This is a genomic window from Acinetobacter sp. P1332 (assembly GCF_044057475.1).
In the GTDB taxonomy this organism is placed as follows: domain Bacteria; phylum Pseudomonadota; class Gammaproteobacteria; order Pseudomonadales; family Moraxellaceae; genus Acinetobacter; species Acinetobacter johnsonii.
Window position 1 is genome coordinate 3,278,239 of the sequence record NZ_CP171157.1, and the last position, 22,186, is coordinate 3,300,424.

Here is a 22,186-nt window from a genome sequence, read left to right on the forward strand (position 1 = left end):
CTCTCTTACCCGATAATAAACTTCATTAACCAGCCCAAAATGTAGTCAAAACACCATAATAAAATGGATGCAACAACTACAACCGCAAGCACCTGCCAAGATGTGGTCATGGTCTCTTGCTTCGTTGGCCAAGTCACTCGACGCAGCTCAATTCGTGAGTCTTTCAACAAACGAGCAAAGCCTTTGCCTTGATGGGTGGCGTATAATAAACCGAATGCCACGATGATACAAGCCAAAATTACCCCAACGCGCACCCAGATATCGTTGGCTGGTGCCCAATACGCTGGTAGGTGTTGATTCACCATGGTCGCACCAATTAATAAAATCAATGCGATAATCCATAAGACGACGTCTAGGGGAGAACCAGATTTAACTACTTCAGCAGAATTATTTCTTTGAGGGATTGCCGCGTCGCTTTGTGCGTCGCGTAATTTTTCATTCGACATTTTTGTACTCGTCGTAGGTTTCGCGACTTATTATATGACCAGTTTTGCCGACATCAAGCGTCTTTTATAAAAAAGTTGGCAGGCCAGGAGGGACTCGAACCCCCAACATTCGGTTTTGGAGACCGACGCTCTACCAATTGAACTACTGACCTGCAAAACAAATTGGAGTCGAAACCCCAATTTGTAATTTTATTTTATAATTATGCAGTTACTTTAGCAACTACACCAGCACCAACTGTACGGCCACCTTCACGGATCGCAAAACGTAGACCTGGGTCCATTGCGATTGGGTGGATTAATTCTACTGACATTTCTACGTTGTCACCAGGCATAACCATTTCAACGCCATCTTGTAATTTGATCGCGCCAGTTACGTCAGTTGTACGGAAGTAGAACTGTGGACGGTAACCGTTAAGGAATGGAGTGTGACGACCACCTTCTTCTTTAGAAAGTACGTATACTTCTGCATCGAATTTAGTGTGCGGCTTGATTGCACCTGGTTTAGCAAGTACTTGACCACGTTGTACGTCTTCACGTTTAGTACCACGTAGAAGAACACCACAGTTCTCGCCCGCACGACCTTCGTCTAGAAGTTTACGGAACATTTCTACGCCAGTTACAGTTGTTTTAACTGTATCTTTGATACCAACGATTTCAACTTCTTCGCCTACTTTCACAATACCAGTTTCTACACGGCCAGTTACTACTGTACCACGACCAGAAATAGAGAATACGTCTTCGATTGGCATTAAGAATGCTTGGTCGATTGCACGTACTGGCTCTGGAATGTAAGTGTCAAGCGCGTCAACAAGCGCAACAACTGCTTCTTCGCCATACTGACCAGCGTCACCGTTAAGTGCAAGAAGAGCTGAACCACGGATAACTGGAGTGTCATCACCTGGGAAGTCATAAGTAGAAAGAAGTTCACGAACTTCCATTTCTACTAATTCAAGAAGTTCTTCATCATCAACAAGGTCACACTTGTTAAGGAATACAAGAATGTAAGGTACACCAACCTGACGAGAAAGAAGGATGTGTTCACGAGTCTGTGGCATTGGACCATCAGTCGCTGCACATACAAGGATCGCGCCGTCCATCTGAGCAGCACCAGTAATCATGTTTTTAACATAATCGGCGTGGCCCGGGCAGTCTACGTGTGCGTAGTGACGAGTTGGAGAATCGTATTCTACGTGTGAAGTATTAATTGTAATACCACGTGCTTTTTCTTCTGGTGCAGAGTCAATTGCAGCGTAGTCTTTCGCTTCGCCACCGAATTTCTTCGCACATACAGTTGCAATTGCAGCTGTTAAAGTTGTTTTACCATGGTCAACGTGACCGATTGTGCCCACGTTAACGTGTGGCTTATTACGTTCAAACTTAGCCTTAGCCATGTTCATCTTCCTCGTTTACGTCGAACACAGGTATAAACAACTCAGTATCGACACATCGCCTAAAAAATCAAACACCAAATACTTGAAAAGCAGACTAATAAGCCTGCTTCTTTAAAAATTTGTAGAAATTCTACTAAACTGTAATCTGGAGCTCTTATCGAGATTTGAACTCGAGACCTCTCCCTTACCAAGGGAGTGCTCTACCACTGAGCTATAAGAGCAAATATAAAACTTCAAATGGAGCGGGAGACGAGGGTCGAACTCGCGACATGTAGCTTGGAAGGCTACCGCTCTACCAACTGAGCTACTCCCGCACGATGTTGGTACAAAGACCACTTTCTTGAAGTCTTAAAATTGGTGGTGAGGGAAGGATTCGAACCTTCGAAACTTTCGTAGCGGAGTTACAGTCCGCCCCCTTTGACCGCTCGGGAACCTCACCATTTTACACTTACTTCAGTGTCGCTCTTTACTTAACTTACTCAACTCTCTAAGATGGTGCCGGCACACGGATTCGAACTGTGGACCTACTGATTACAAGTCAGTTGCTCTACCAACTGAGCTATGCCGGCGTTTCTTAGTGTTTCGTACGTTTCGTATCGGAACGGTGTGCAGTTTAGCAAAACTCAAAATCCTTGCAAGTGTTTTTTTCAAAAAAAACGTCAAAAACTCACAAAATCAATCCGTTTGACGATAATTCAACCGCTTTGATCACTGCGCGAGCTTTTATTTGGGTTTCATTCCACTCAGATTCAGGATTTGAGTCATAAACAAGCCCCGCTCCTGCCTGAACATAGACCTTATTTTCACGAATCACACAGGTACGAATTGCAATCGACATGTCCATTTCGCCATGCCAGCCTAAATAACCAACAGCACCACCAAAAATTCCACGTTTTACGGGCTCAACTTGATCAATAATTTCCATCGCACGGATTTTTGGCGCACCTGAAAGTGTACCTGCAGGGAAAGTTGCTTTAAAAACATCCAAGGCATCTACATCATCACGAACTTCGCCTTGCACATTGGAAACAATATGCATGACATGCGAATAACGTTCGATCACCATTTGATCAGTCACTTGCACTTTGCCAATTTTCGAGACACGACCGACATCATTTCGCCCCAAGTCAATCAGCATTAAATGTTCAGCAATCTCTTTTTCATCCGACAGCAAGTCTTGTTCAAGCGCTAAATCCTCCTCTTTGGTTTTACCACGTGGACGCGTTCCTGCCAGCGGACGTACGGTTGCAATCCCATTTTCAAGGCGAGATAAAATTTCAGGGGAAGAACCGACAATATGAAAAGGTTGATTATTTTCCAAAGTTTGCCCCTGTACCAAGAACAAATAAGGCGATGGATTCAAATGACGTAGCGCGCGATAGACTTGTAAAGGTTCACCATCAAAGTCAGAGACCATACGATGCCCTGGCACCACCTGCATCACATCACCCGCACGAATATACTCTTTCACCGTTTCAATCGATTCTAAGAATTTGGCTTTGCCCGTGAGTGACTCAAAATGCGGTGCAGTATGCGGCGTGGCTTTTAGACTAATGGGCGTTGCGAGTAAATCTTCCAATGCATCCAGTTGCTGCTGAGCTTGGTTATACGCATCCGCATCTACTACATCGGCATGCACGATCAGGAATAGCGTATCTTTTAAGTTATCAAACACAATCACTGTTTTAGACAACATCATCCAAATATCAGGTAAACCCACTGGATCTGCTTCTGGCGCGTTATTTAAACGCGGCTCAATGTAACGTACCGCATCATAACCAAAGTAGCCCACCAAGCCACCCGTAAAGCTTGGCAGAGCAGGTAAATCAGCTTGAGTAGGTACTTTATACTGCGACTGAAAATCTCGGATGAATTGAAACGGATCTGTACAAGGTTGTTTTTCTATGGTGCCGTCGGCTTGTTGAATGGTCAGCTCACCCGCGTTGCATGAGAACACGGTAGATTCACCTAAACCAATAATAGAATAGCGTGCCCAATTCTCCCCACCTTCCACAGATTCAAACAAATAGGCTTGCTTATGCTCTTTTAGGCGAGCAAAGACGGACAATGGAGTCTCAGTATCGGCTAAGCGCTGACGATAGACAGGAATCAGGTTATAACCCGCTGTTTTGAGTTGATCGAATTGAGTTTGCGTTGTCATGAGTGTTCTCTATTTTTTCAATATGGCGTGATCAGTTTTTAAAATTAGTGGTTTGAGTTTCGCCATCGAAAAGTCATATGTTTACTCATGTTCATTCCTTCGTTTACAAAGTTACCCGATCAGTTCACACAGATTATCCACCACTTGCTGTGGCTGACAGTCTAAAATATTTTCACCATGATTATAGCCATAGCTGACCACAACACAATCAATACCCGCACGGCGTGCAGCCTCAACATCATTGGATGAGTCCCCAATCATTAAAACCTGATCTTTGCTTTGTGCATATTGCTCAACACAATGTAACAATTGGCGCGGATGAGGTTTGCGCTCTTCGAAACGATCGCCGCCGATGACATCCGCAAAATAATGATTCATACCTAAATGATCGACAATAGCACGTGCAGGCGCTTCAGGTTTATTGGTCACGCAAATCATGGTTTTCTTTTGCGCCAAGCCCCATTCTAAAAACTCAAGAATGCCATCGAAAGGCTGAGTTTCCACACATGGGTCGGCATTATAAATTTTTAAAAACGTCTCCAACAATTGTTGTTGCTGAGCAGGATCGACTTTACCTGTTAAATGTTGCAAGGTACTTTGACAAAACAGCGCTGTTCCCTTACCAACCCAGACCCGCACCTGTGCCTCAGTAACGGTAGGCAGCTGCAAAGCATTCAGGCTCATATTCATGGCACGATGTAAATCTGTTGCTGAATCCACCAAGGTTCCATCTAGATCGAAAAGTAAAACCTCTCGCTGTGCCACATTTGCAATATTCATTCACCCTCACCCATTTTTATCATGTACTGCCCAAAAACAATCAAGGCATGCTTGTGCATGCCTTGATTGTAGTGTGATCTGCGTTTTATTTGAACATCAGCCAAGCAATAATCGCTAAAATAATCAAGACAATAATCGAGATTAACCCCAGCGAGGCATTTTTATGAGTTTCAGCCTCTTGTGCAACCTGTACTTTTGGAGCCTCGTTGTTCTCAACCTGAGGCACGCTAGGCGCAGTCAAATCCACCCCTGCAGGAATAGGAGCGGGTTTCGGAATACCGACATTTTGCGGCATACCGTCACGCGTTAAACTCACATTGCCATCGCGTTCTTTTAGCTCAGGCATACCCTGATCGCTCATATGCTGTGCTGCCGTTTTCGGCTGTTCTGGCTCAACAACAGGCGTATCAGCACTCACTTCCGCTTGAGCCGTTTCTGAAGCAGCTACTGCTTCAGATGGCTGGCTAATCGGTGTTTCAACCACAGCTGCGCCCAAAGTTGCAGCCTCTACCGATTCCACCACGTCTTCTAACGCTTTCGCAGGCTCAAAGACCGAAAACTTTAAGCTTGCAAACTGGACGATATCACCCTGTTTCAACAACGTTTCTGCCGCAATTTGCACATCATTCACATACGTGCCATTTGAAGAACCCAAGTCTTGTAGCCACAAAGCCTGTTCTTTCAGTAAAAAGGCCGCATGTTTACGCGAAATTTCAGATTGTTGTAATAAAATATCCGCTGCTTGATGACGACCGACCAACATATCACGGTCAATGCTAATTTCCTGACCCGTTAATTCGCCAGTAATTGCTTGTATTTTCCAAGTCATGACTTATCTCTCTATGTGCTGATTTATGATAACACAGAGAATATTCTTTACCATTTCACCTTCCCTCACAGATGAATGGCAGGACAGCTAGGCTGAACCTATCGAGACATTCTCAGTATATCGCTCAGGGATGGAATAGCTTGTCGATACCATCTGTGCCATGTGTGCCACACGAGCACCTTGAACATTTTGCATCATCAAGTTCAAGCCAATCTGGGGCTGAACCCTTGGGTATAACTGACGCGAGGTGGTATTTTTAGGAACACTAGCAATCGGCTGTTTACGAATCGCAGGTTCAATGGCCACAGGCGTTGTTTCAACCATCGGTTGCGTTGTAGTTGGGCTGCTTGGCACCTGTTGATACGATTGTGGCAAGGTCGGTTTGGTTGATGTTACAGGCAAGCGCTGTTGGAAGACATCATCAACATTTTCAGGCAACTTGGCAAAGCTACCATCTTTATCCATGGCCAACTGCAAACTATAAAGCTGACTGTAGCGCTGCTGAGAAAGGCGACGTGCAGACTCCCCATCTCCCACAATCGTCGGATGAATGAAAACCAACAAATTGCGTTTCTGATCTGACTTGCCATCTGAGCGGAACAAACGCCCCAATCCCGGTATTGCACCAAGACCTGGAATCGATTGGCGTGAATAAGACGTATTATCCGAAATCAAGCCACCTAAAACGATGGTATTGCCATGTTCCGCCAAGACTGAGGTTTTAATCGCACGCTTACTAGTGACCAAATCCTGCGCTTGACCTTTATTGGCTTTGACATCAGAGACTTCTTGTTCAATTTCTAAGCGGATGGTGCCACCTTCACCAATATGTGGCACCACCTTAAGCGTTACACCCACATCTTTACGTTCAATGGTGGTGTAGGGGTTAGCTGTACCTGAAGAGGTGGTAGAAACCGAACCTGTTACAAAGGGCACATTTTCCCCCACGACGATATAAGCCTCTTCATTGTCCATGGTGACAATCGATGGTGTAGACAGCAGATTCGACTTGGTATTACTTTTTAATGCTTGGATCATCGCGCCATATAACTGACGCGAGCCATCACTGCCTTCTTTATAATCCCCAAGGATTAACGAACCACCCGCGCCAATTGCACTTGCAGCCCCCGCACCGCCACCCGTTAAATAGTTTGCAGCAATACTTTTGAGACTCGAACCAATATTGTCAAAATTAATAATCCCAACACCACTACTTAAATCACCCATCGCCCATTGTACGCCCAGTTGGTCGGCATCGTTACCTTCCACCTCAAGAATAGTCGCTTCGATCAGGACTTGCTGACGACGGGTATCCAACTGCTGAATGGCAGACTCGATTTCACGCATCAACTGAGGGTCTGCTTTGACCACCAATGCATTTTGCGAACTATCAGCAATAATGCTAACGCCGTTACTGTTAAAGCTGGTGATGTTGTTCTGATTGCGATTGGACTGGCTGTTTAAGTTTATACTTGGGGTAGAAATCTGTGAAGATGAACCTTCACTCGCGCTATTACTTTGGTTATAGCTGGAATTACCATTGTTATTGCTGTCGTTAGACTCGCTAGAATTAACAGCCTGCCCTGAGACCAAACCTTGTAAAATTTCGGATAAGCTTTTAGCGCTGGCATATTTTAAGCGGAACACTTTCAATCCGCCTAGACGCTCCGCAGCAGGTACATCCAGCATCTCGATCATTTGGCGAATACGTTTACGCGTCGCGGTATCCCCTTTTAGAATAATCCGATTGGTACGGTTATCTGCAATGATTCGTATTCTGGAACCCTTTAAATCTTTGATCGAGCCTGTTCCGCTCATACTTTCCAACAACCCAATCATTTCCTCAGCCTGACTCGACTGCAACGACACCGCTTCGATATCATTTTGTCCCGTCCCATCCAAGTTACGGATGATGGTCTCAAGCTGATAAATATTGCTGGCGCGATCAGACACAATCAGTGCATTGGTGCCATTCACCGCAGATAAATGTGCAAACTGCGGCATCAATGGACGCAGTGCAGGAATCAAGTCATTGGCATTGGTGTTTTCCAGCCAAATCACCCGCGTCACAACCTGATCGCCTGTGGCACGGTGACGAACATCATAGGGAATGCCTGAACTTTTAACATTACTGTCAGGCACAATTTTAATGGTCCGACCAGAAGGAATCGCGACCACACCGTTGACATTCAAGACTCCTAAGAACAAGTCGTAGACTTCTTGCTTATTCAACGCTTTGTTTGAAATCACCGTGACATTACCGCGTACCCGTGGATCAACTGCAAAGTTTTTCCCCGTAATATCCGCAACCTCATTAATAAATGCAGTTAAGTCCGCATCGCGCAGATTAATTTTCCACGTTTGTGCATAGCTGGCTGTACTCACCATGGCAAGCAAAGGCGCTGCGATTGTCAGTGCCCAAGCAGGGCGGTGATTCAATAAAGCCATAAATCCAAGTCATTCCTAACTAATATTGGTGATGTTCGATCACTGAAAATTCTGTTGTACCGTAATGATACGATCACCACGTTTCACTTCTATTTTTACTTGTCCTTCACGGCGCGCACGTTCTAACAACTGCGCGTCGTTTTGCCCCTGTCCGATCGTTTGACCATTTAAAGACATAATCTGATCCCCTGCCTGCAAGCCTAAACGGCTTCGCAGTGCAGCTGGTGTTTGCTCAGTGACTTGATAACCTTGCCCTGTATTACTGGTATTTACACCCAAATCTTTTAAATATTGCTCACGATCTTGTTGTAAGTTCTGTACTGCTTGGCCTAATACTTGCTGCTCTTGACTCACAGCAGGCGCTGCAACGGGTGCTGTTGCTGGGGGCACAATTTGCTGATCTAAATTATCAATCCCATGAAAAAACAATTCTCGGGTTTGCCCACTGTTATTTTTGAGAATCGCGCGATCCCAATACACCTCTGACAAATAATAAGCGCTGCCTTCGATGTTTTCCCCCACCCGATAACGCTCTGCTACATTATTTGCCTTAATCACAGCAGATGAGAACTGACTGGGTTGCCCAACCACCACCCCTTGTAGCTGTAAATTGAGCTGATCATCTGCGGGATTCTTACTTTGCTCTGCAAATAACGCAAAATTGGTAATATTCGGAACTTGAGGTTGCTGCGAACCCAATTCAACGCGTGGCATTTGCATGACTTGTGGTGGCGCCACCCAAAGCCAAAATAAGCCAGCCAACTTCCAGCATAGTGCCAAGATCAAAAGCATTAAGCACAGTGGTGCTATACGTTCAAACTGTTTGAGATTTAGCTCCGGTAATTTTTGCAGATCAAAACCCATTAAAAGCCCCCACTAAGTAAAGGCTGACGTGAACTCACCACATAACTATCTAGGCCTGCTTTACCTTGATATGAAGGCACATTCAACATGAGACGCTGGGTTAATTGCACATCTAACATCAGACTTGGGTCGATGGTCAGGTTCATCAGTTTTTGTTGTCGTTGATCGCGTAAATCGACCATCAGCTTATTTTGCTCCTGCGACAAACGACCTGCCAACGATGGAATCTGCATTTGTTGTGGGCGCTGCGCAAAGATATACATGAGTTCGCCGCCTGCCCATTGTATTCCCCCATCCACCTGATCAAATCCCTGCTCTTTTTTATAATTAAAATCAATTTTTTGTAACTGAATCGCATTACTCGGCCATTGCCAATTGGCCAACGACTTTAACGTTTCGGGTGCAATTTGTCCGTTTAAATCACGCACCATTATTTTTCTTCCAAACCCATAGGCCAAAACGCCTTCAAGCTTGGTATTGGCACTATAAATTTCGAGATTCGTACCTGCACGAAGGAGCAGTAAATCTAAAGGTCGGGTGGTCCACAGCACAGTTCCACGCAATTTTCCAGTTTGCCAATCGGCCTGTCCATGCCAAATATTACCGCTGACGTTATGTAAAACTTGGTTGTTTTTATAAAATTTTGCAATGAGCCATACCGCAGGAATTTGCAGCAAAACAAAAATTAAAAACGCAACGACTGCAAACATCCACCACGTGATGTATTTAGGTTTTGTGATTCTCCCACCACGAACTTTCAATTATTCTTCCTTGCTTCATTTCTTGTCTTTCTTTGATAGACATTATGCATAATTTTACAACAACACCAAACTTTAACTATAAAAAAAACCAAGCAGATAATGCTTGGTTTTTTGAGCTTATGTCACATCTGTGACAAGGTGATGACTTAGATTAAAAAATCTTCAAGCTTCGCACCTTTTTCTAACTGAGCCACCAACCAACGTGGTTGCTTACCACGGCCAGTCCATGTCTCAGCAGCATTGCCTTTGTTACGGTAACGCGGTTCAACCGACTTACGTGTGCCTTTTTTACGCTTAGTCGCGCCAAACTCTAAAATTTGCTCAATGCTTAAGCCTACATTTTCCGCAATCGCGTTAATTTGGGTATAAGCATCTTCAATTGCTTGATCTTTTTTAGATGCAATTAAAGCTTCCGCTTCGATTTGTAGACGCTTTAACTCTTCTACGGATAAATTACTAATATCTGGCATTACATTAACTCCATTAACCAACATTTTATTTACTGAGTCTATTTAATAATATTTTGATTAGACCAAAGACTCAACTCATCCATGACTTAAACAACAATACTTAGACAGTATTTATATAGTCTAGCGACTTTTAAAATAAATAAAAAGATATTTATATTTGGTGACCGACCGTTAACTCAAATTCTTTGAGTTTTTGACGCACCAGTTCAGGAATTAATGTTTTCTGCATATTGGTTTTATCGACACAAACAATGACCGCTTCTGCTTCCGCAACGAATGATTGTTGCTGTTCACTCCATAATAAATAATGCATACGAAATGCACTATTTCTGAGTTCTTCAATACGCGCACTAATTTTCAATTGATCTGGATAAAATACTGGTTTTAAATATTTGCACTGATTTGATGCAACAACGGTCAATACATCCGCAGATAAAATACCCGTATGTTCAATATAAGCCAAACGCGCACTTTCAACATAACGATAATACATGACATTATTAACATGACCAAAGGCATCCATATCTCCCCAAGCCACGTGTTGAGTATAAACCAATGGGTAATCTAAAACGCTCTGCATTATGCACCTATATTTTCATTTCTACAAAATTTGCATTATTTTCAAAAATTAAATTTAACTGTTTAATTAAATCTTCATCACCATTTAAGGTCGATTTGATTCTTAAATAGTTCATTAATACATTATCGGGATATAAACTTAATAACGCATCTGCCTGCTCTTGCATACCTAAAGCAGTATAAATATGCCACTTGGCAAAACTCAAAACCGGCACACTCGTATACTTTGCTTCCCATGCTTCAATGTGTTGCTGCAAGTCCACATAATCAGGCTGCTGTTTCAAAAGTTGCTGCTGGAACCACAAATAAAATACTTCCGAATTAAACTGCTGATTGAGTAAATAAATCGACAAGTGTTCGTGCTGTTCACTCATGTCTGGCATACGTGCTAATAACTTAAGCCACAGCAGTTGAACATCATAACTGCGGCTGAAAATCTGATCAGACAAGTCCAAATAACGTTGTTTTAAATCCTCTAAATTTTCATAATTGGCTTGATCAAATTTTATCAACAAACGCTTCAGCCATGCTTTTTTCACATCTTGATCTAAATGACCATATTGAGTTGAGCGTAAATAAAGCCATGGAAACAGAATCGCAAAACGTCCCCATAGCTCTTTTAAACACGCTTCATAAGCGGTTTGCACGTCTTTAAGCCAAGGTGACAGTTCATGTTGATTGAGAAACTCAAGATGAGTTAAAGCTTGTTCTGCATCTTCTTGTGCTAAAAACAGTTCAATACGTTGCAGTTCAGCCAACTCAAAGGCCATGGCATTGCTTTGGCTCAAGGCGCTTAAGGCTTCAGGGAACTGCTCCTGCATCAAATATAAACGTGCATCGATAATACTTTTGAGCAAGCCTGACTGCGCGAAGGCATTTTGAATAAAGGCTTGTTGATCTCGGCCTGCATCCAACAACCAAATCACAGCCAGTTGTTCATAAGGATGCAAACTTTTAAAATCAAAAACAGTTCCCGCTTTGCGTTTTTCTCGACTGAGATATCGTTTTAGCCCCAACCAAACCAAATGTAAGCTAAAACTGAGCAGTGCTAGAGCAATAAATACGATCCAGAGATTGGTTTGTAACTGCCAGTCATGCCAAAACACATAGACATAACCCGCACCATGTCCATAACTCAAGACACTCAACGCGGCAATTGCAATTAAACTTACCAAGCCATAAGCAATCAGTATTTGTTTCATTCCATTACCCCAACAACGCACGCGTAGTTAAAATAGGCGTTGGGACAACCACCAATGTTTTCAGCTTATTCAGCTGTTTCAGCAGCTCTTTGGCTTTAGGGTCTGGAAGTTGTTGGATCAACAGCATCACTTCGGTTAAGTCTTTTTGATATTCGGTATATTGCCCTGCAGCTAAGGCTTGGCGTGCTAACAATAAACGTAACTGAGCTTCTTTAAGCACGATTTTTCGTTGCATTAACGCTGTTGCAGGTGCTTGCGCAGATTCTAGTCTAAACCATTGCTTCCAAAAGGATTCAGACCTATCGCGCGTGGTGTTTAACTGAGGTTGTTGTATTTCTCGATTTAAGGCCTGATCAATCTGTTGCAGCTGACGATTAATCAGCGCTTGCTGCTCCTTGCGCTCAGCCACAAACTTATGAATGGTTTGCATATCTCGCGCTATGACCTGATGCAAACTTTGCTTCAACGCCACAGCCAAGTTATATTTTTCCAGCTGCATATCTAAAAAAGCTAACTTATCGGTGGCCACCACATACTGCTGTTGCTTTAAGGCAAACTCAACCAAGTCCAGTTGTTGCTTAATAAACAAAATTGGATCAATGCCCTCAACCACCAATTCGGCAGGTTGGCTACTCGTCACATTCGCTGCTGTTGGGTCTTGTTTCAAAGTTTCTTTTTGACGCTGCATAGCCACGACTTGATCGTTCAAATTGGCGCTGCGCTGTTCGATTTGGTGCATTTCATTGAGCAAAGTAGCTTGTTGTGTACTCAGCCCCCACACGTCATAACTTAGCTTCGCAATCCACGCCAATGCAGCCATCAATACAATGATAAGAATCTTCTTCATGCGTTCCCTTGCTCACTTTGTAACAACTGTACAATCGTGGCTGTCTTTAAATCTTTCAGTACACTCATTTTAAACGGCACATGCATTTGCTGTTGATACTGCTTCAAGATCTGTGCCAAACGCTCACCCAACACCAAAAAGTGTCCTTGTTGCAGAAGCTGAATATTTGAGTCCAGCAGAGCTAACCAATTCAGCCAACTGGCCTCACTGCTGATCAGTGCGACGTAGTGATTATGTTCTGATAAACATTGAATTAATTCAGCCTGTTGCTGCATCGTTTCATTTGGACAGCGACGCTCATACAAAACAAAGTTCAGTATAAGACGCCCGTGTTGCATTAAGGTGTCCATCATAAACTGACGCCCACCTTCTCCTCGCCAAAATGCAATACTCGCATCACTGGCCAAGTTCTGCAAAACAGGCAGTTGTAACATCCCTTCAGAGGTTTCTACCTCAGGCACCACACTGCCCAAACCATATTCGGCCAAAGCCTGTGCTGTTTTTTGTCCGACTGCAATCCATTGAATATGCTGTAAATCAGACACCGTTAAACCGCTTTGCAGCAAATGTGCCATACCAAACTGCACAGCACTAGGGCTGACCACCACAATCACTTGGGTGTACACTAGCTGCTGATACAAGCGCTCTAGGTCATGACTCCATGCTCTAGGCAACAACTCCAGTAACGGCAATGGATAGACCTCAACAGCCTGTTGCTCTAGTGCCATCGTGAGGCTTGCCGCGCGATCAATAGGGCGCGTATTAATAAACAGCATCGTTAAGCAATATTAGTGATAAAAGGCTTTGAGTAAATCACCTGCACCTTGAGCCAATAACTCTTGTGCAAGGACAACCCCCAAATGTTCAGCTTCAGCGGCATCACCCGCCACTTGTGCTTTGAGGAGCGTTTGCCCATCGACACTCCCCACACGCCCTTCGATCTGGATGATGTTGTCTGCTAACGTGGCATAGCCTGCAATGGGTACCTGACATCCACCTTCAAGATAAGCATTGAAAGCACGTTCAGCGCGAACACAGGTATCGGTTTCTACATGTAATAAAGGATGAATCAAATCCAATACCGCTTGATCATTTGCACGGCACTCTAGCCCTAAAGCGCCCTGACCCACGGCAGGTAAACTCAACTCAGGTCGAATGGTATGACGAATACGTTCTGCCAACCCCAAGCGTTTTAATCCCGCACTGGCCAAAATAATGGCATCGTACTGACCCGCATCTAATTTAGATAAACGCGTTCCTACGTTGCCACGTAAATCGATAATCTCTAAGTCAGGTCGTAGTTTTAAAATTTGGCATTTACGGCGTAAACTCGAAGTGCCGACCTTCGCCCCTTGTGGCAATGCATCAAAATTCGCATAACTATTCGACACAAAAGCATCTAAAGGATCTTCACGCTCACAAATCACGGCCAGTGATAACCCCTCTGGCAGAGCCATCGGAACATCTTTCATTGAATGCACTGCCAAATCGGCACGACCATCCAACAAAGCCGCTTCAAGCTCTTTGACAAATAAACCTTTGCCACCAATTTTTGCCAATGGTGTATCTAAAATTTTGTCCCCTTGGGTAACAAAAGTCACCAACTCTACTGTGAGCCCCGCATGCAATGCTTCTAAACGAGCACGGATATGTTCAGCTTGCCAAAGAGCAAGCGGGCTTTGTCGAGTAGCGATCTTTAGGGTTTTCATAAATTTTAGTATGTGCCAATAAGAATGAAACTATCTTAAACTGAATTTCCCCCATTGGAAATGTATTCAGCCCAAAGCGTCCCATCTCATCATCAGCAGCAGAATAATTACATTAGCCTGCTAAAGCCTATGTAAGCGCTCACGCAAGCCCGGCAAATGTCGTCGACTCACCGCTAGACGCTCATCTAACTCACGGCAACGCACTTGATACTGCCCAGAGTTGACCACTTCAAGTCCTTCTAAAAAATGAACAGAAACCAAAGCATTACGGTGGATACGAATAAAGGCATCCCCAAACTCATGCTCTAAGTCTTTTAAGGTTTCATCAATTAAGACACTGCCATTTTTATGGCGTACCGTGACATATTTTTGATCCGCCAAAAAATAATAAATATTTTCAATGGGCACCAATTCCACACCACGATAGGTTTTCGCTGCGATTTGATGTCGCTTTACGTTAAATTCGTCCATATTTTCTTTTTGTTTTATCTCGCTCATTTGAGCTTGGGTTAATTTAGTGAGGTGACCAAGCACCTGTTGCAATTCCTGTTGCATCACTGGTTTTAATAAATAACCTTCAGCATGTGACTTAAATGCATCGAGCGCATGTTCATCATAAGCTGTACAAAACACCAAAGCAGGCATCGGCTCAAGTTGTCGCAAATAATGCGCACAGGTCAAACCATCCATTTCTGGCATCTGAATATCTAAAAGCACCACATCTGGTTCATATTGTTGAGTTAATTCAATTGCTTGTTGACCATGTGAGGCTATTGCCACCACTTGATGTCCGAGCTGACTCACCAATCTAGACAAACGTTCGATTGCTAAAGGCTCATCATCACAAATTAGGATGTCCATTTATCTCCTCCCCAACAGTCACCTTGTTTATTTTTATAGGTTCACTGCGGCTTATTTATATTGATACTGCACAACAGTGGTATACATTCCCTCCCCTGCATAGGTTTGAAAGCTCACAGTTCGCCCAAAATATGCTTCTAGACGCTGCTTCACATTTTCAATGGCAATACCATGTCCTTGTCGTTTATGAATTGTTTCCTTTGTAAATGGGTTGGTTATGACGATATTAACTTGATTTTGCAATATTTCAATCAGTACACTTATCGTACTCTTAGTTAAAAATTTTTCAACACCATGAAAAATACTATTTTCAAGTAAAGGTTGTAAAGTTAAGAGTGGAATTTGTACCTGCTTACACAATTCGGCATGCTCGATTTTCCATTCAACCTGTAAACGATCTCCCAAGCGAATTTGCTCAATCGCCAAATAACGCTGACACAACTCAATTTCATCACTGAGCTTGACCAGTTTGAGTTCTTGGAAACTGGCTCTAAACAGACGCGATAGATTGAGCAACATCTGTTCGGCTTTATCTGGATCAATCGCGATCAAGCTAATCACATTATTTAAACTATTAAACAAAAAATGCGGGTGGATACGGGCTTGCATCGCCTGTACCCGTGCATTCAGCTCACTGTTTTGCTGCCTAAACCATTGCTCTCTTAGGTACAAATAACGAAAACAAAAGCTGCCTAACAACAAGCCATAACCCAAATGCAAAGCCACATCATTCCATAAGATGGCTGAAGTCAAACCTTTGAAACTAAAATTAGCTCCAAAGAAGATCAGTATATTAAGGCTGAGCGTGGTCACCAACACAATGATCTGCAATAGAAAAAAGCCTGACAATAAAGTCATACCCAGACTCAAATCTTGTAACTTTTTTTGTCCATATTGCATTAGCGCAGCAAAAGACAGTAAAACCCAATTAATGTAAAGCATATAACCGAGTACATGCTCAAACACCAAGTTTGACCAAGACTGTGCCTCGGCCAAAGCCAACAGCATGGCCAACAAATTTCCCCCAACAAATAATTCCAACAAATGCGGCCATTGCACGATTTTGCTAAATAAATAAGAGATATTTGGCTTAGCCATGCTGGAAGTTAAACTTTGCGCATCTTGAACTTCGGCAAGTTGTCTTGAATTTGTTATACTCATGCGAGTTCTACCGCTTTTTATCTTATTGAGCCGACATGACCACATCTTCTAATTCCTCAAATCCGTCACAAGCCCAAACTTCGGGTATGTGGGGCGGTCGTTTCTCTGAAGCTACTGATGCCTTTGTTGCTGAATTTACAGCATCTGTACAATTTGACCAACGCTTTTATAAACAAGATATTGCAGGTTCTATTGCTCATGCGACCATGCTTGCAAAAGTTGGCGTTCTGACTGAACAAGAACGCGATGACATCATCAATGGCTTAAACACCATTCAAACTGAAATCGAAGCGGGTCAGTTCGAATGGCGTATTGACCTAGAAGATGTGCACATGAACATTGAGTCACGTTTGACTCAACGGATTGGCATCACAGGTAAAAAGCTCCACACCGGTCGTAGCCGTAATGACCAAGTGGCAACCGATATTCGCCTCTATGTCCGCGATGAGATCGATGCCATTTTAGAATTACTAAAAAAATTACAAAAAGGTATTTTGAGTATTGCTGCTCAAAACACGCACACCATTATGCCGGGCTTCACCCACTTACAAACAGCACAGCCTGTGACTTTTGGTCACCACCTACTAGCATGGTTTGAAATGTTAGTGCGTGACTCTGAGCGCCTCATTGACTGTCGTAAACGTACTAACCGTATGCCTTTAGGTTCAGCAGCACTGGCAGGTACCACTTACCCCATCGACCGCGCATTTACAGCAGAGTTACTGGGTTTTGAAGCTGTTTCTGAAAACTCGCTTGATGCAGTATCTGACCGTGACTTCGGTATTGAATTCAATGCTGCGGCTTCGCTGATCATGATGCACTTATCACGTATGTCAGAAGAACTGATTCTTTGGACGTCTGCACAGTTTAAGTTTGTAAACATTCCGGACCGTTTCTGTACTGGCTCTTCAATCATGCCACAAAAGAAAAATCCAGATGTGCCCGAATTAGTGCGCGGTAAAACAGGTCGTGTCTATGGCGACCTGATGAGCTTGTTAACACTCATGAAAGGTCAACCGTTGGCGTATAACAAAGACAACCAAGAAGACAAAGAACCGTTGTTTGATGCGATCGATACCGTGCGTGGCTCGCTCATGGCTTTTGCAGACATGATTCCTGCTTTGGTGCCAAACATTGACATCATGCGTGAAGCAGCGCTGCGTGGTTTCTCAACCGCAACAGACTTGGCTGATTACCTTGTAAAAAATGGCGTGGCTTTCCGTGATGCACATGAAATTGTGGGTAAAGCCGTTGCTTTAGGTGTTCAAGAATCAAAAGATCTTTCTGAATTAACTTTAGAACAACTTCAACAGTTTTCTGATTTAATTCAAGCGGATGTGTTTGAAAAAGCGCTGACCCTTGAAGCGTCAGTCAATGCACGTAACCACATTGGTGGAACTGCACCTGCGCAAGTAGAAGCTGCCATTGAACGTGCCCATGCACGTTTAGAAAAACTTTATGCTCAATAAGGACGTCTAGATATGACTCGACAAGTTTTTTGCCGTAAATATCAAACAGAAATGGAAGGTTTAGACTTTGCACCGTTTCCTGGTGCAAAAGGCCAAGAACTTTTTGAAAGCATCTCCAAGCAAGCTTGGGGAGAATGGTTAAAGCACCAAACCACTTTAATCAATGAAAAACGCTTAAATGTATTTGAACCTGATGCGAAAAAGTTTCTTGAAGAACAACGTGAGAAGTTCTTTAACAATGATGAAAGCTTAGAAAAAGCAGAAGGCTTAAAGCCTGAGGTGTGATAAAGCGTTGCACATTTGAAAAGCTCCGACATCGGGGCTTTTCTTTTTATTCATACAATGTTCTATCTAAGCACAGGTCTAACCAAACCCCAAATAGATGAAATATTGATGACCCAATGACGTTATAAAGAGATTATTTGTATCCAAATAATTAAGTGTAAACATAGCGCTACACAACCATTGCAAAACTCAACATTACACTACAAGAACCTACATGACGCAGAAAAACATCTTTCCTATAATAACATTCAAGGATAGAGGGAAACCTCTTATCTATAACGATAAATATCCCCGATTTTAGTCTCAGATTTCCCCCAAAGTCTGAGATTTTTTTTATCTAAAAATTAAACAACCATTAAAAAGCACAACCGAAGTTGTGCTTGAAAAATAAGATACGCTATTTTTTATTTTTGGATATGTTTTTCAACCTCTTCAAAACTGGTATGACGCACATCTAAACCTTTCACCATGTAAATCACTTGCTCAGAGATATTACGCGCATGATCGCCAATCCGCTCCAATGAACGCAATACCCACATCACATTAATCACACGGGCAATATGACGTGGGTCTTCAATCATATAAGTCATTAAAGTACGTGTTGCAGACTGATATTCACGGTCAATATCAGCATCGGCCATCATCACACGTAGCGCTTGTTCTGCATCTAAACGTGCAAAAGCATCTAGGGCATCATGAATCATGACACGGACTTGGTTACCAATATGACGCGTTTCCATATAACCGCGAGGGGATTCACCATCTTCACATAAGCTTTGCGCAATACGAGCAATTTTCGCAGCTTCATCACCAATACGCTCTAGGTCGGTATTGGCTTTCGACATCGCAATCACCATACGCAAATCAATCGCAGCAGGATGACGACGCGCCAAAATCAAGGTCAAAGCTTCATCAATTTCACGTTCGAGCTGATTCACCGCATTGTCTTTAAACTGAACATCGACCGCTAAGTTGGCATCGGTGTCGAGTAGCGCATGAATTGCATTTGCCACTTGTTGCTCTACCAAACCACCCATGGTCATAAATTTAGTGTTCACATCCTGCAAATCTTCATTGAACTGCGAAGAAATGTGATGGTTTAAAACAGGACTATTTGGCAAAGGACGCACTCCACAGCAACATCATGAGGGACTAAAGATTGAGCGATATTAAAGCATAGCAATTGTGAAGATTTGATGACAAGACCCTTTTATAAGCGTGCTTTGTCCACCAACCATGCATTCATTTCTTGAATATCTTGTTCAGTCAACTTACCCACAGATGCCTTTAAATGCAAGACATTGATCAGATAGTCATACTTGGTATTGACATAATCTTGCTTGGCCGAAAAGGCATTGCGCTGTGCCAGCAAAACATCGACCATGGTTTTTAAGCCCTCTTGATACTGCGCTTGGGAGGCACGAGAGACGAGGCTGGATGACTCCATAGCAGCTTTACGTGCTTGCAACTTGGCTTGGTCTGTTTCCACTTGCAAATAAGACTTTTTCACCTCGGTGTTGGCTTTACGGATAGCGGCATCCAATTCGGCTTCAGATTTTTTGACGTTAACAGCGGCTTTTTGAATCGACTTCTTGGTTCGCCCCCCCGTATAGACATTCCAATTCATCTCAATACCAATCTGATCAAAGTTGCCTTTGGTCGACATAATATTCTCAGGCGTCTGCTCACTATAACCATAGCTTCCCACAGCTTCAATTTGCGGATACAACGCAGCTTGTTCAACCCGTTTTTGATCTTCAGCATAGCGCTGTTGCAAGCGTGCCTGCTGAATGCCTAAGTTCTGTGCGAGAGCCAAATTAGTCCATGCCGAAAGCTCTGCTGGATAAGGCTTTTGAAACTGAAAGTCTTCTCGCAACACTGCCAAGTTTTCTTGATAAGGCCCGATCATTTGCGCCAGTTGTTCCTGCGCCAAGACCAGTTGTACATGCGTCGCAATGCGGTTAGCTTGTGCGCTTTGGTACTGTGCATTAGCTTCACTCACATCACTTTTTGCTACCAAACCCTCTCTGAGTTTGGCATTCATCATATTCAGTTGTTCAAGTAAGGCTTGTTCTTCTTGTAAATTGGCTGCGGTTAAACTTTGTTGGCGCAGTACATTAAAATAGGCTTCCGTCACCGCTAAAATGTGCTGCTGACGCTGTAGCTGTAAATTGACTTCACTTAAACTGAGGGAGGTCTTGACTTGTTTCAATCCTTCCCACGCATCCCAACGAAAAAGGGGTTGGCGCGCCGTAATCGCCACTTGTTTGGTGATGGTCGTATCGGGCATGGAAAGAACCGAACTCACCTGCCCAATGGGTTGATTTTTTCGAGTCACATTGCCAGACAGACTAATAGTAGGTAGTAAGTTACCTTGAGCAATGCCTAAATTGAGTTGATCTGCTTCATATTGGAGTAAATTGGCTTGCCAGTTAGGATCATTGACTTTGGCGCGTTGTAATGCGTCGACCAAATCCAAGGCATGACTCCACGGCGCGAAAAACAACACACAGCTGGCCAGAACACATTTAATCTTCATTGTTTTTGGTCCACCTTTCCGCCTCACTGGCCTCGTTCTAAGCAACGCTATACTAAAACGAGTTGTCATTATTTTCGTATATTTTTTATTGCACTGGTTACAATAGCGCGCACTAATCTGTTCATTATGAAGTAAATATTGAATAGTGTCATAGCCCGTTCAACAAACTCATTCACAATACTACACATTAAAAATTCCATTCCCCCTATAAAATGAGCCACGGAGAAAAGGAGTTTCTCTACTGTGTTGTCGCTGAACTGAGTTTTTTGATCGAGTCGCTGTGAATCATTCTTCTTTATTTTCGCTTAAACCTTACGCACTGATTTTTATGTGTGCGCTGTTGGCTGCCTGTCAGAAACCTGAACCTGTCAGCTTTCAAGAGCCCGCACAAATAGAAGCATCTTCGACTCAAACCTTGGACTTAACCGACTTGTGCCAAAAAATTGATAAAAACATGTCGGAAATAGATGCACAACGTACGACTTTTGCTCTAGAGCAAATCAATCAAGATCTTAAGCTGTGTTTACCTTTACTCGGCTTTCAACAACAAAAGCATTTATTGGGTTTATCCAATAAAATGTACCATGACTTTTTATCGGTTGAACGTACGCCGCAACAGCAGCGCGCTTTTGAAAGCTATGCCCTAGAAATGGCTCAACATCCGACCATTCAACAAAGTCTTTTTGAGCAACTCACCATTCGCGACCAATACCTCATCAAACACCAAGGGCAGTCTTATGTCGAGCTGTTTGATGCAGGCGAAGGACAAGTGCATTACCGCCGTAGCCCTGAATATTTAGCCAAAATTTTTGCGCCTTATCTCCCTGTCGCAGAGCAAGAGTTTATTGAACATCTGGCAACACAGAATCAATACCCTGCCGTGATTGGAAGTCAGGTCAAAATTGATGCCAAAGAAATTGTGGATCGTGCGCTGTATTGGGAAAGTTATTTACAGCAATACCCAAAAAGTAGCTACCACCAAGATGCACGTCATCTGTTGAACCTATATAGCACCCTCTTGTTTATCGGACTGGATGCTCAACGCATTTACGACGGCTATACCGTGCAAAGCAATTATTTGGAAGAAATTGAGCACCTAGCCGAATTAAAAAATTCAAGTGTGACGGATCAAGCGCGCTTATTTTTAAAGTTCGTGAAACTCAGCCCTGAACAAAGAGCGGCTCAAATCATCTTGCCTGCTTCCGCCCATGCGCAGCGCCTAGGTGCAGATCAACTCTTACAAAGACAATTGGCGCATTTTATCCAATTGCGCATGGTCCAACCCGATCAAGGCAAAGACTGCTTAAGCGATGCCATTTGCTTAGAACGTTGAACATATCTCCTTTCACACTTTGAATAAAAAGGTCGCTGTTTTTAACAACAT

At 43.3% G+C, this 22,186-nt stretch carries 21 protein-coding genes and 5 tRNA genes; 3 read left to right on the top strand and 23 right to left on the bottom strand.

The annotated features are described in order from the left end of the window. Positions 1–5: 5 nt before the first annotated feature. The 21 genes from secE to ACFN7Z_RS16205 all read right to left on the bottom strand — a co-directional run bounded on the left by secE (position 6) and on the right by ACFN7Z_RS16205 (position 16,554). Complete coding sequence (secE, locus tag ACFN7Z_RS16105; RefSeq protein ID WP_004692774.1) at positions 6–446, bottom strand: preprotein translocase subunit SecE; 441 nt, start codon at positions 444–446, stop codon at positions 6–8. Between the two features lie 76 nt (positions 447–522). Further along, positions 523–598, bottom strand: a tRNA-Trp gene (locus tag ACFN7Z_RS16110). A 48-nt stretch (positions 599–646) separates the two neighbouring features. Next, positions 647–1,837, bottom strand: coding sequence for an elongation factor Tu (gene tuf / locus ACFN7Z_RS16115; RefSeq protein WP_010325730.1), 1,191 nt, complete (start codon positions 1,835–1,837; stop codon positions 647–649). A gap of 146 nt (positions 1,838–1,983) precedes the next feature. After that, positions 1,984–2,058: transfer RNA gene (locus ACFN7Z_RS16120), tRNA-Thr, on the bottom strand. Positions 2,059–2,075: 17 nt separating this feature from the next. Further along, a tRNA-Gly gene (locus tag ACFN7Z_RS16125) sits at positions 2,076–2,151 on the bottom strand. A 41-nt stretch (positions 2,152–2,192) separates the two neighbouring features. Next, a tRNA-Tyr gene (locus ACFN7Z_RS16130) sits at positions 2,193–2,276 on the bottom strand. A 54-nt stretch (positions 2,277–2,330) separates the two neighbouring features. Then, positions 2,331–2,406: transfer RNA gene (locus ACFN7Z_RS16135), tRNA-Thr, on the bottom strand. A gap of 98 nt (positions 2,407–2,504) precedes the next feature. Beyond that, positions 2,505–3,998, bottom strand: coding sequence for an anthranilate synthase component I (trpE, locus tag ACFN7Z_RS16140; RefSeq protein ID WP_010325729.1), 1,494 nt, complete (start codon positions 3,996–3,998; stop codon positions 2,505–2,507). Between the two features lie 111 nt (positions 3,999–4,109). Beyond that, positions 4,110–4,778, bottom strand: coding sequence for an HAD-IA family hydrolase (locus ACFN7Z_RS16145; RefSeq protein ID WP_010325728.1), 669 nt, complete (start codon positions 4,776–4,778; stop codon positions 4,110–4,112). An 85-nt stretch (positions 4,779–4,863) separates the two neighbouring features. Further along, a complete protein-coding gene (locus tag ACFN7Z_RS16150; protein WP_010325727.1) occupies positions 4,864–5,607 on the bottom strand; it encodes an FHA domain-containing protein in 744 nt (247 codons plus the stop codon). Positions 5,608–5,694: 87 nt separating this feature from the next. Next, entirely contained in the window at positions 5,695–8,055 is a 2,361-nt protein-coding gene (gene gspD / locus ACFN7Z_RS16155) for a type II secretion system secretin GspD (RefSeq protein ID WP_010325726.1), read from the bottom strand. A 39-nt stretch (positions 8,056–8,094) separates the two neighbouring features. Next, positions 8,095–8,919: a type II secretion system protein N gene (locus ACFN7Z_RS16160; RefSeq protein WP_010325725.1), complete on the bottom strand. Its 825-nt coding sequence runs from the start codon at positions 8,917–8,919 to the stop codon at positions 8,095–8,097. Next, positions 8,919–9,629: a type II secretion system protein N gene (gspN, locus tag ACFN7Z_RS16165; RefSeq protein ID WP_010325724.1), complete on the bottom strand. Its 711-nt coding sequence runs from the start codon at positions 9,627–9,629 to the stop codon at positions 8,919–8,921. The genes ACFN7Z_RS16160 and gspN overlap by 1 nt, the downstream gene beginning before the upstream one ends. Positions 9,630–9,826: 197 nt before the next feature. Then, positions 9,827–10,150, bottom strand: a complete 324-nt coding sequence (locus ACFN7Z_RS16170) for an H-NS family nucleoid-associated regulatory protein (protein WP_004692786.1) — start codon at positions 10,148–10,150, stop codon at positions 9,827–9,829. Between the two features lie 151 nt (positions 10,151–10,301). Then, positions 10,302–10,730, bottom strand: coding sequence for a thioesterase family protein (locus ACFN7Z_RS16175; RefSeq protein ID WP_010325723.1), 429 nt, complete (start codon positions 10,728–10,730; stop codon positions 10,302–10,304). A gap of 7 nt (positions 10,731–10,737) precedes the next feature. Continuing rightward, a complete protein-coding gene (locus ACFN7Z_RS16180; RefSeq protein ID WP_058952363.1) occupies positions 10,738–11,931 on the bottom strand; it encodes a hypothetical protein in 1,194 nt (397 codons plus the stop codon). 4 nt (positions 11,932–11,935) lie between these two features. After that, positions 11,936–12,778, bottom strand: coding sequence for a hypothetical protein (locus tag ACFN7Z_RS16185; protein ID WP_010325721.1), 843 nt, complete (start codon positions 12,776–12,778; stop codon positions 11,936–11,938). Then, on the bottom strand, positions 12,775–13,554 hold the full coding sequence (locus tag ACFN7Z_RS16190; RefSeq protein ID WP_010325720.1) for a uroporphyrinogen-III synthase: 780 nt from the start codon (positions 13,552–13,554) through the stop codon (positions 12,775–12,777). Before ACFN7Z_RS16190 ends, ACFN7Z_RS16185 begins: the two co-directional genes overlap by 4 nt. 12 nt (positions 13,555–13,566) lie before the next feature. Beyond that, positions 13,567–14,487, bottom strand: a complete 921-nt coding sequence (gene hemC / locus ACFN7Z_RS16195; protein WP_010325719.1) for a hydroxymethylbilane synthase — start codon at positions 14,485–14,487, stop codon at positions 13,567–13,569. Positions 14,488–14,607: 120 nt separating this feature from the next. After that, positions 14,608–15,348 (bottom strand): LytTR family DNA-binding domain-containing protein, encoded by a 741-nt coding sequence (locus tag ACFN7Z_RS16200; protein WP_010325718.1) that lies wholly within the window; start codon positions 15,346–15,348, stop codon positions 14,608–14,610. 51 nt (positions 15,349–15,399) lie between these two features. Continuing rightward, positions 15,400–16,554, bottom strand: a complete 1,155-nt coding sequence (locus ACFN7Z_RS16205; protein ID WP_029574923.1) for a sensor histidine kinase — start codon at positions 16,552–16,554, stop codon at positions 15,400–15,402. Here ACFN7Z_RS16205 and argH point away from each other — a divergent pair. Together argH and ACFN7Z_RS16215 are read left to right on the top strand one after the other, a co-directional pair. Further along, positions 16,545–17,978 carry an argininosuccinate lyase gene (argH, locus tag ACFN7Z_RS16210; protein WP_010325716.1) on the top strand — a complete coding sequence of 478 codons (1,434 nt, stop codon included), beginning with the start codon at positions 16,545–16,547 and terminating at the stop codon, positions 17,976–17,978. The two genes, ACFN7Z_RS16205 and argH, sit on opposite strands and share 10 nt — an antisense overlap. A gap of 12 nt (positions 17,979–17,990) precedes the next feature. Then, a complete protein-coding gene (locus tag ACFN7Z_RS16215) occupies positions 17,991–18,263 on the top strand; it encodes an oxidative damage protection protein (RefSeq protein WP_010325715.1) in 273 nt (90 codons plus the stop codon). Positions 18,264–18,667: 404 nt separating this feature from the next. Here the strand turns inward: ACFN7Z_RS16215 and phoU are convergent, their stop codons facing one another. After that, positions 18,668–19,384: a phosphate signaling complex protein PhoU gene (gene phoU, locus ACFN7Z_RS16220; RefSeq protein WP_004692799.1), complete on the bottom strand. Its 717-nt coding sequence runs from the start codon at positions 19,382–19,384 to the stop codon at positions 18,668–18,670. An 89-nt stretch (positions 19,385–19,473) separates the two neighbouring features. Then, on the bottom strand, positions 19,474–20,802 hold the full coding sequence (locus tag ACFN7Z_RS16225; protein ID WP_010325713.1) for a TolC family outer membrane protein: 1,329 nt from the start codon (positions 20,800–20,802) through the stop codon (positions 19,474–19,476). Between the two features lie 280 nt (positions 20,803–21,082). Here ACFN7Z_RS16225 and ACFN7Z_RS16230 point away from each other — a divergent pair, with 280 nt between their 5' ends. Then, a complete protein-coding gene (locus tag ACFN7Z_RS16230) occupies positions 21,083–22,135 on the top strand; it encodes a hypothetical protein (protein ID WP_010325712.1) in 1,053 nt (350 codons plus the stop codon). Positions 22,136–22,186: the final 51 nt, after the last annotated feature.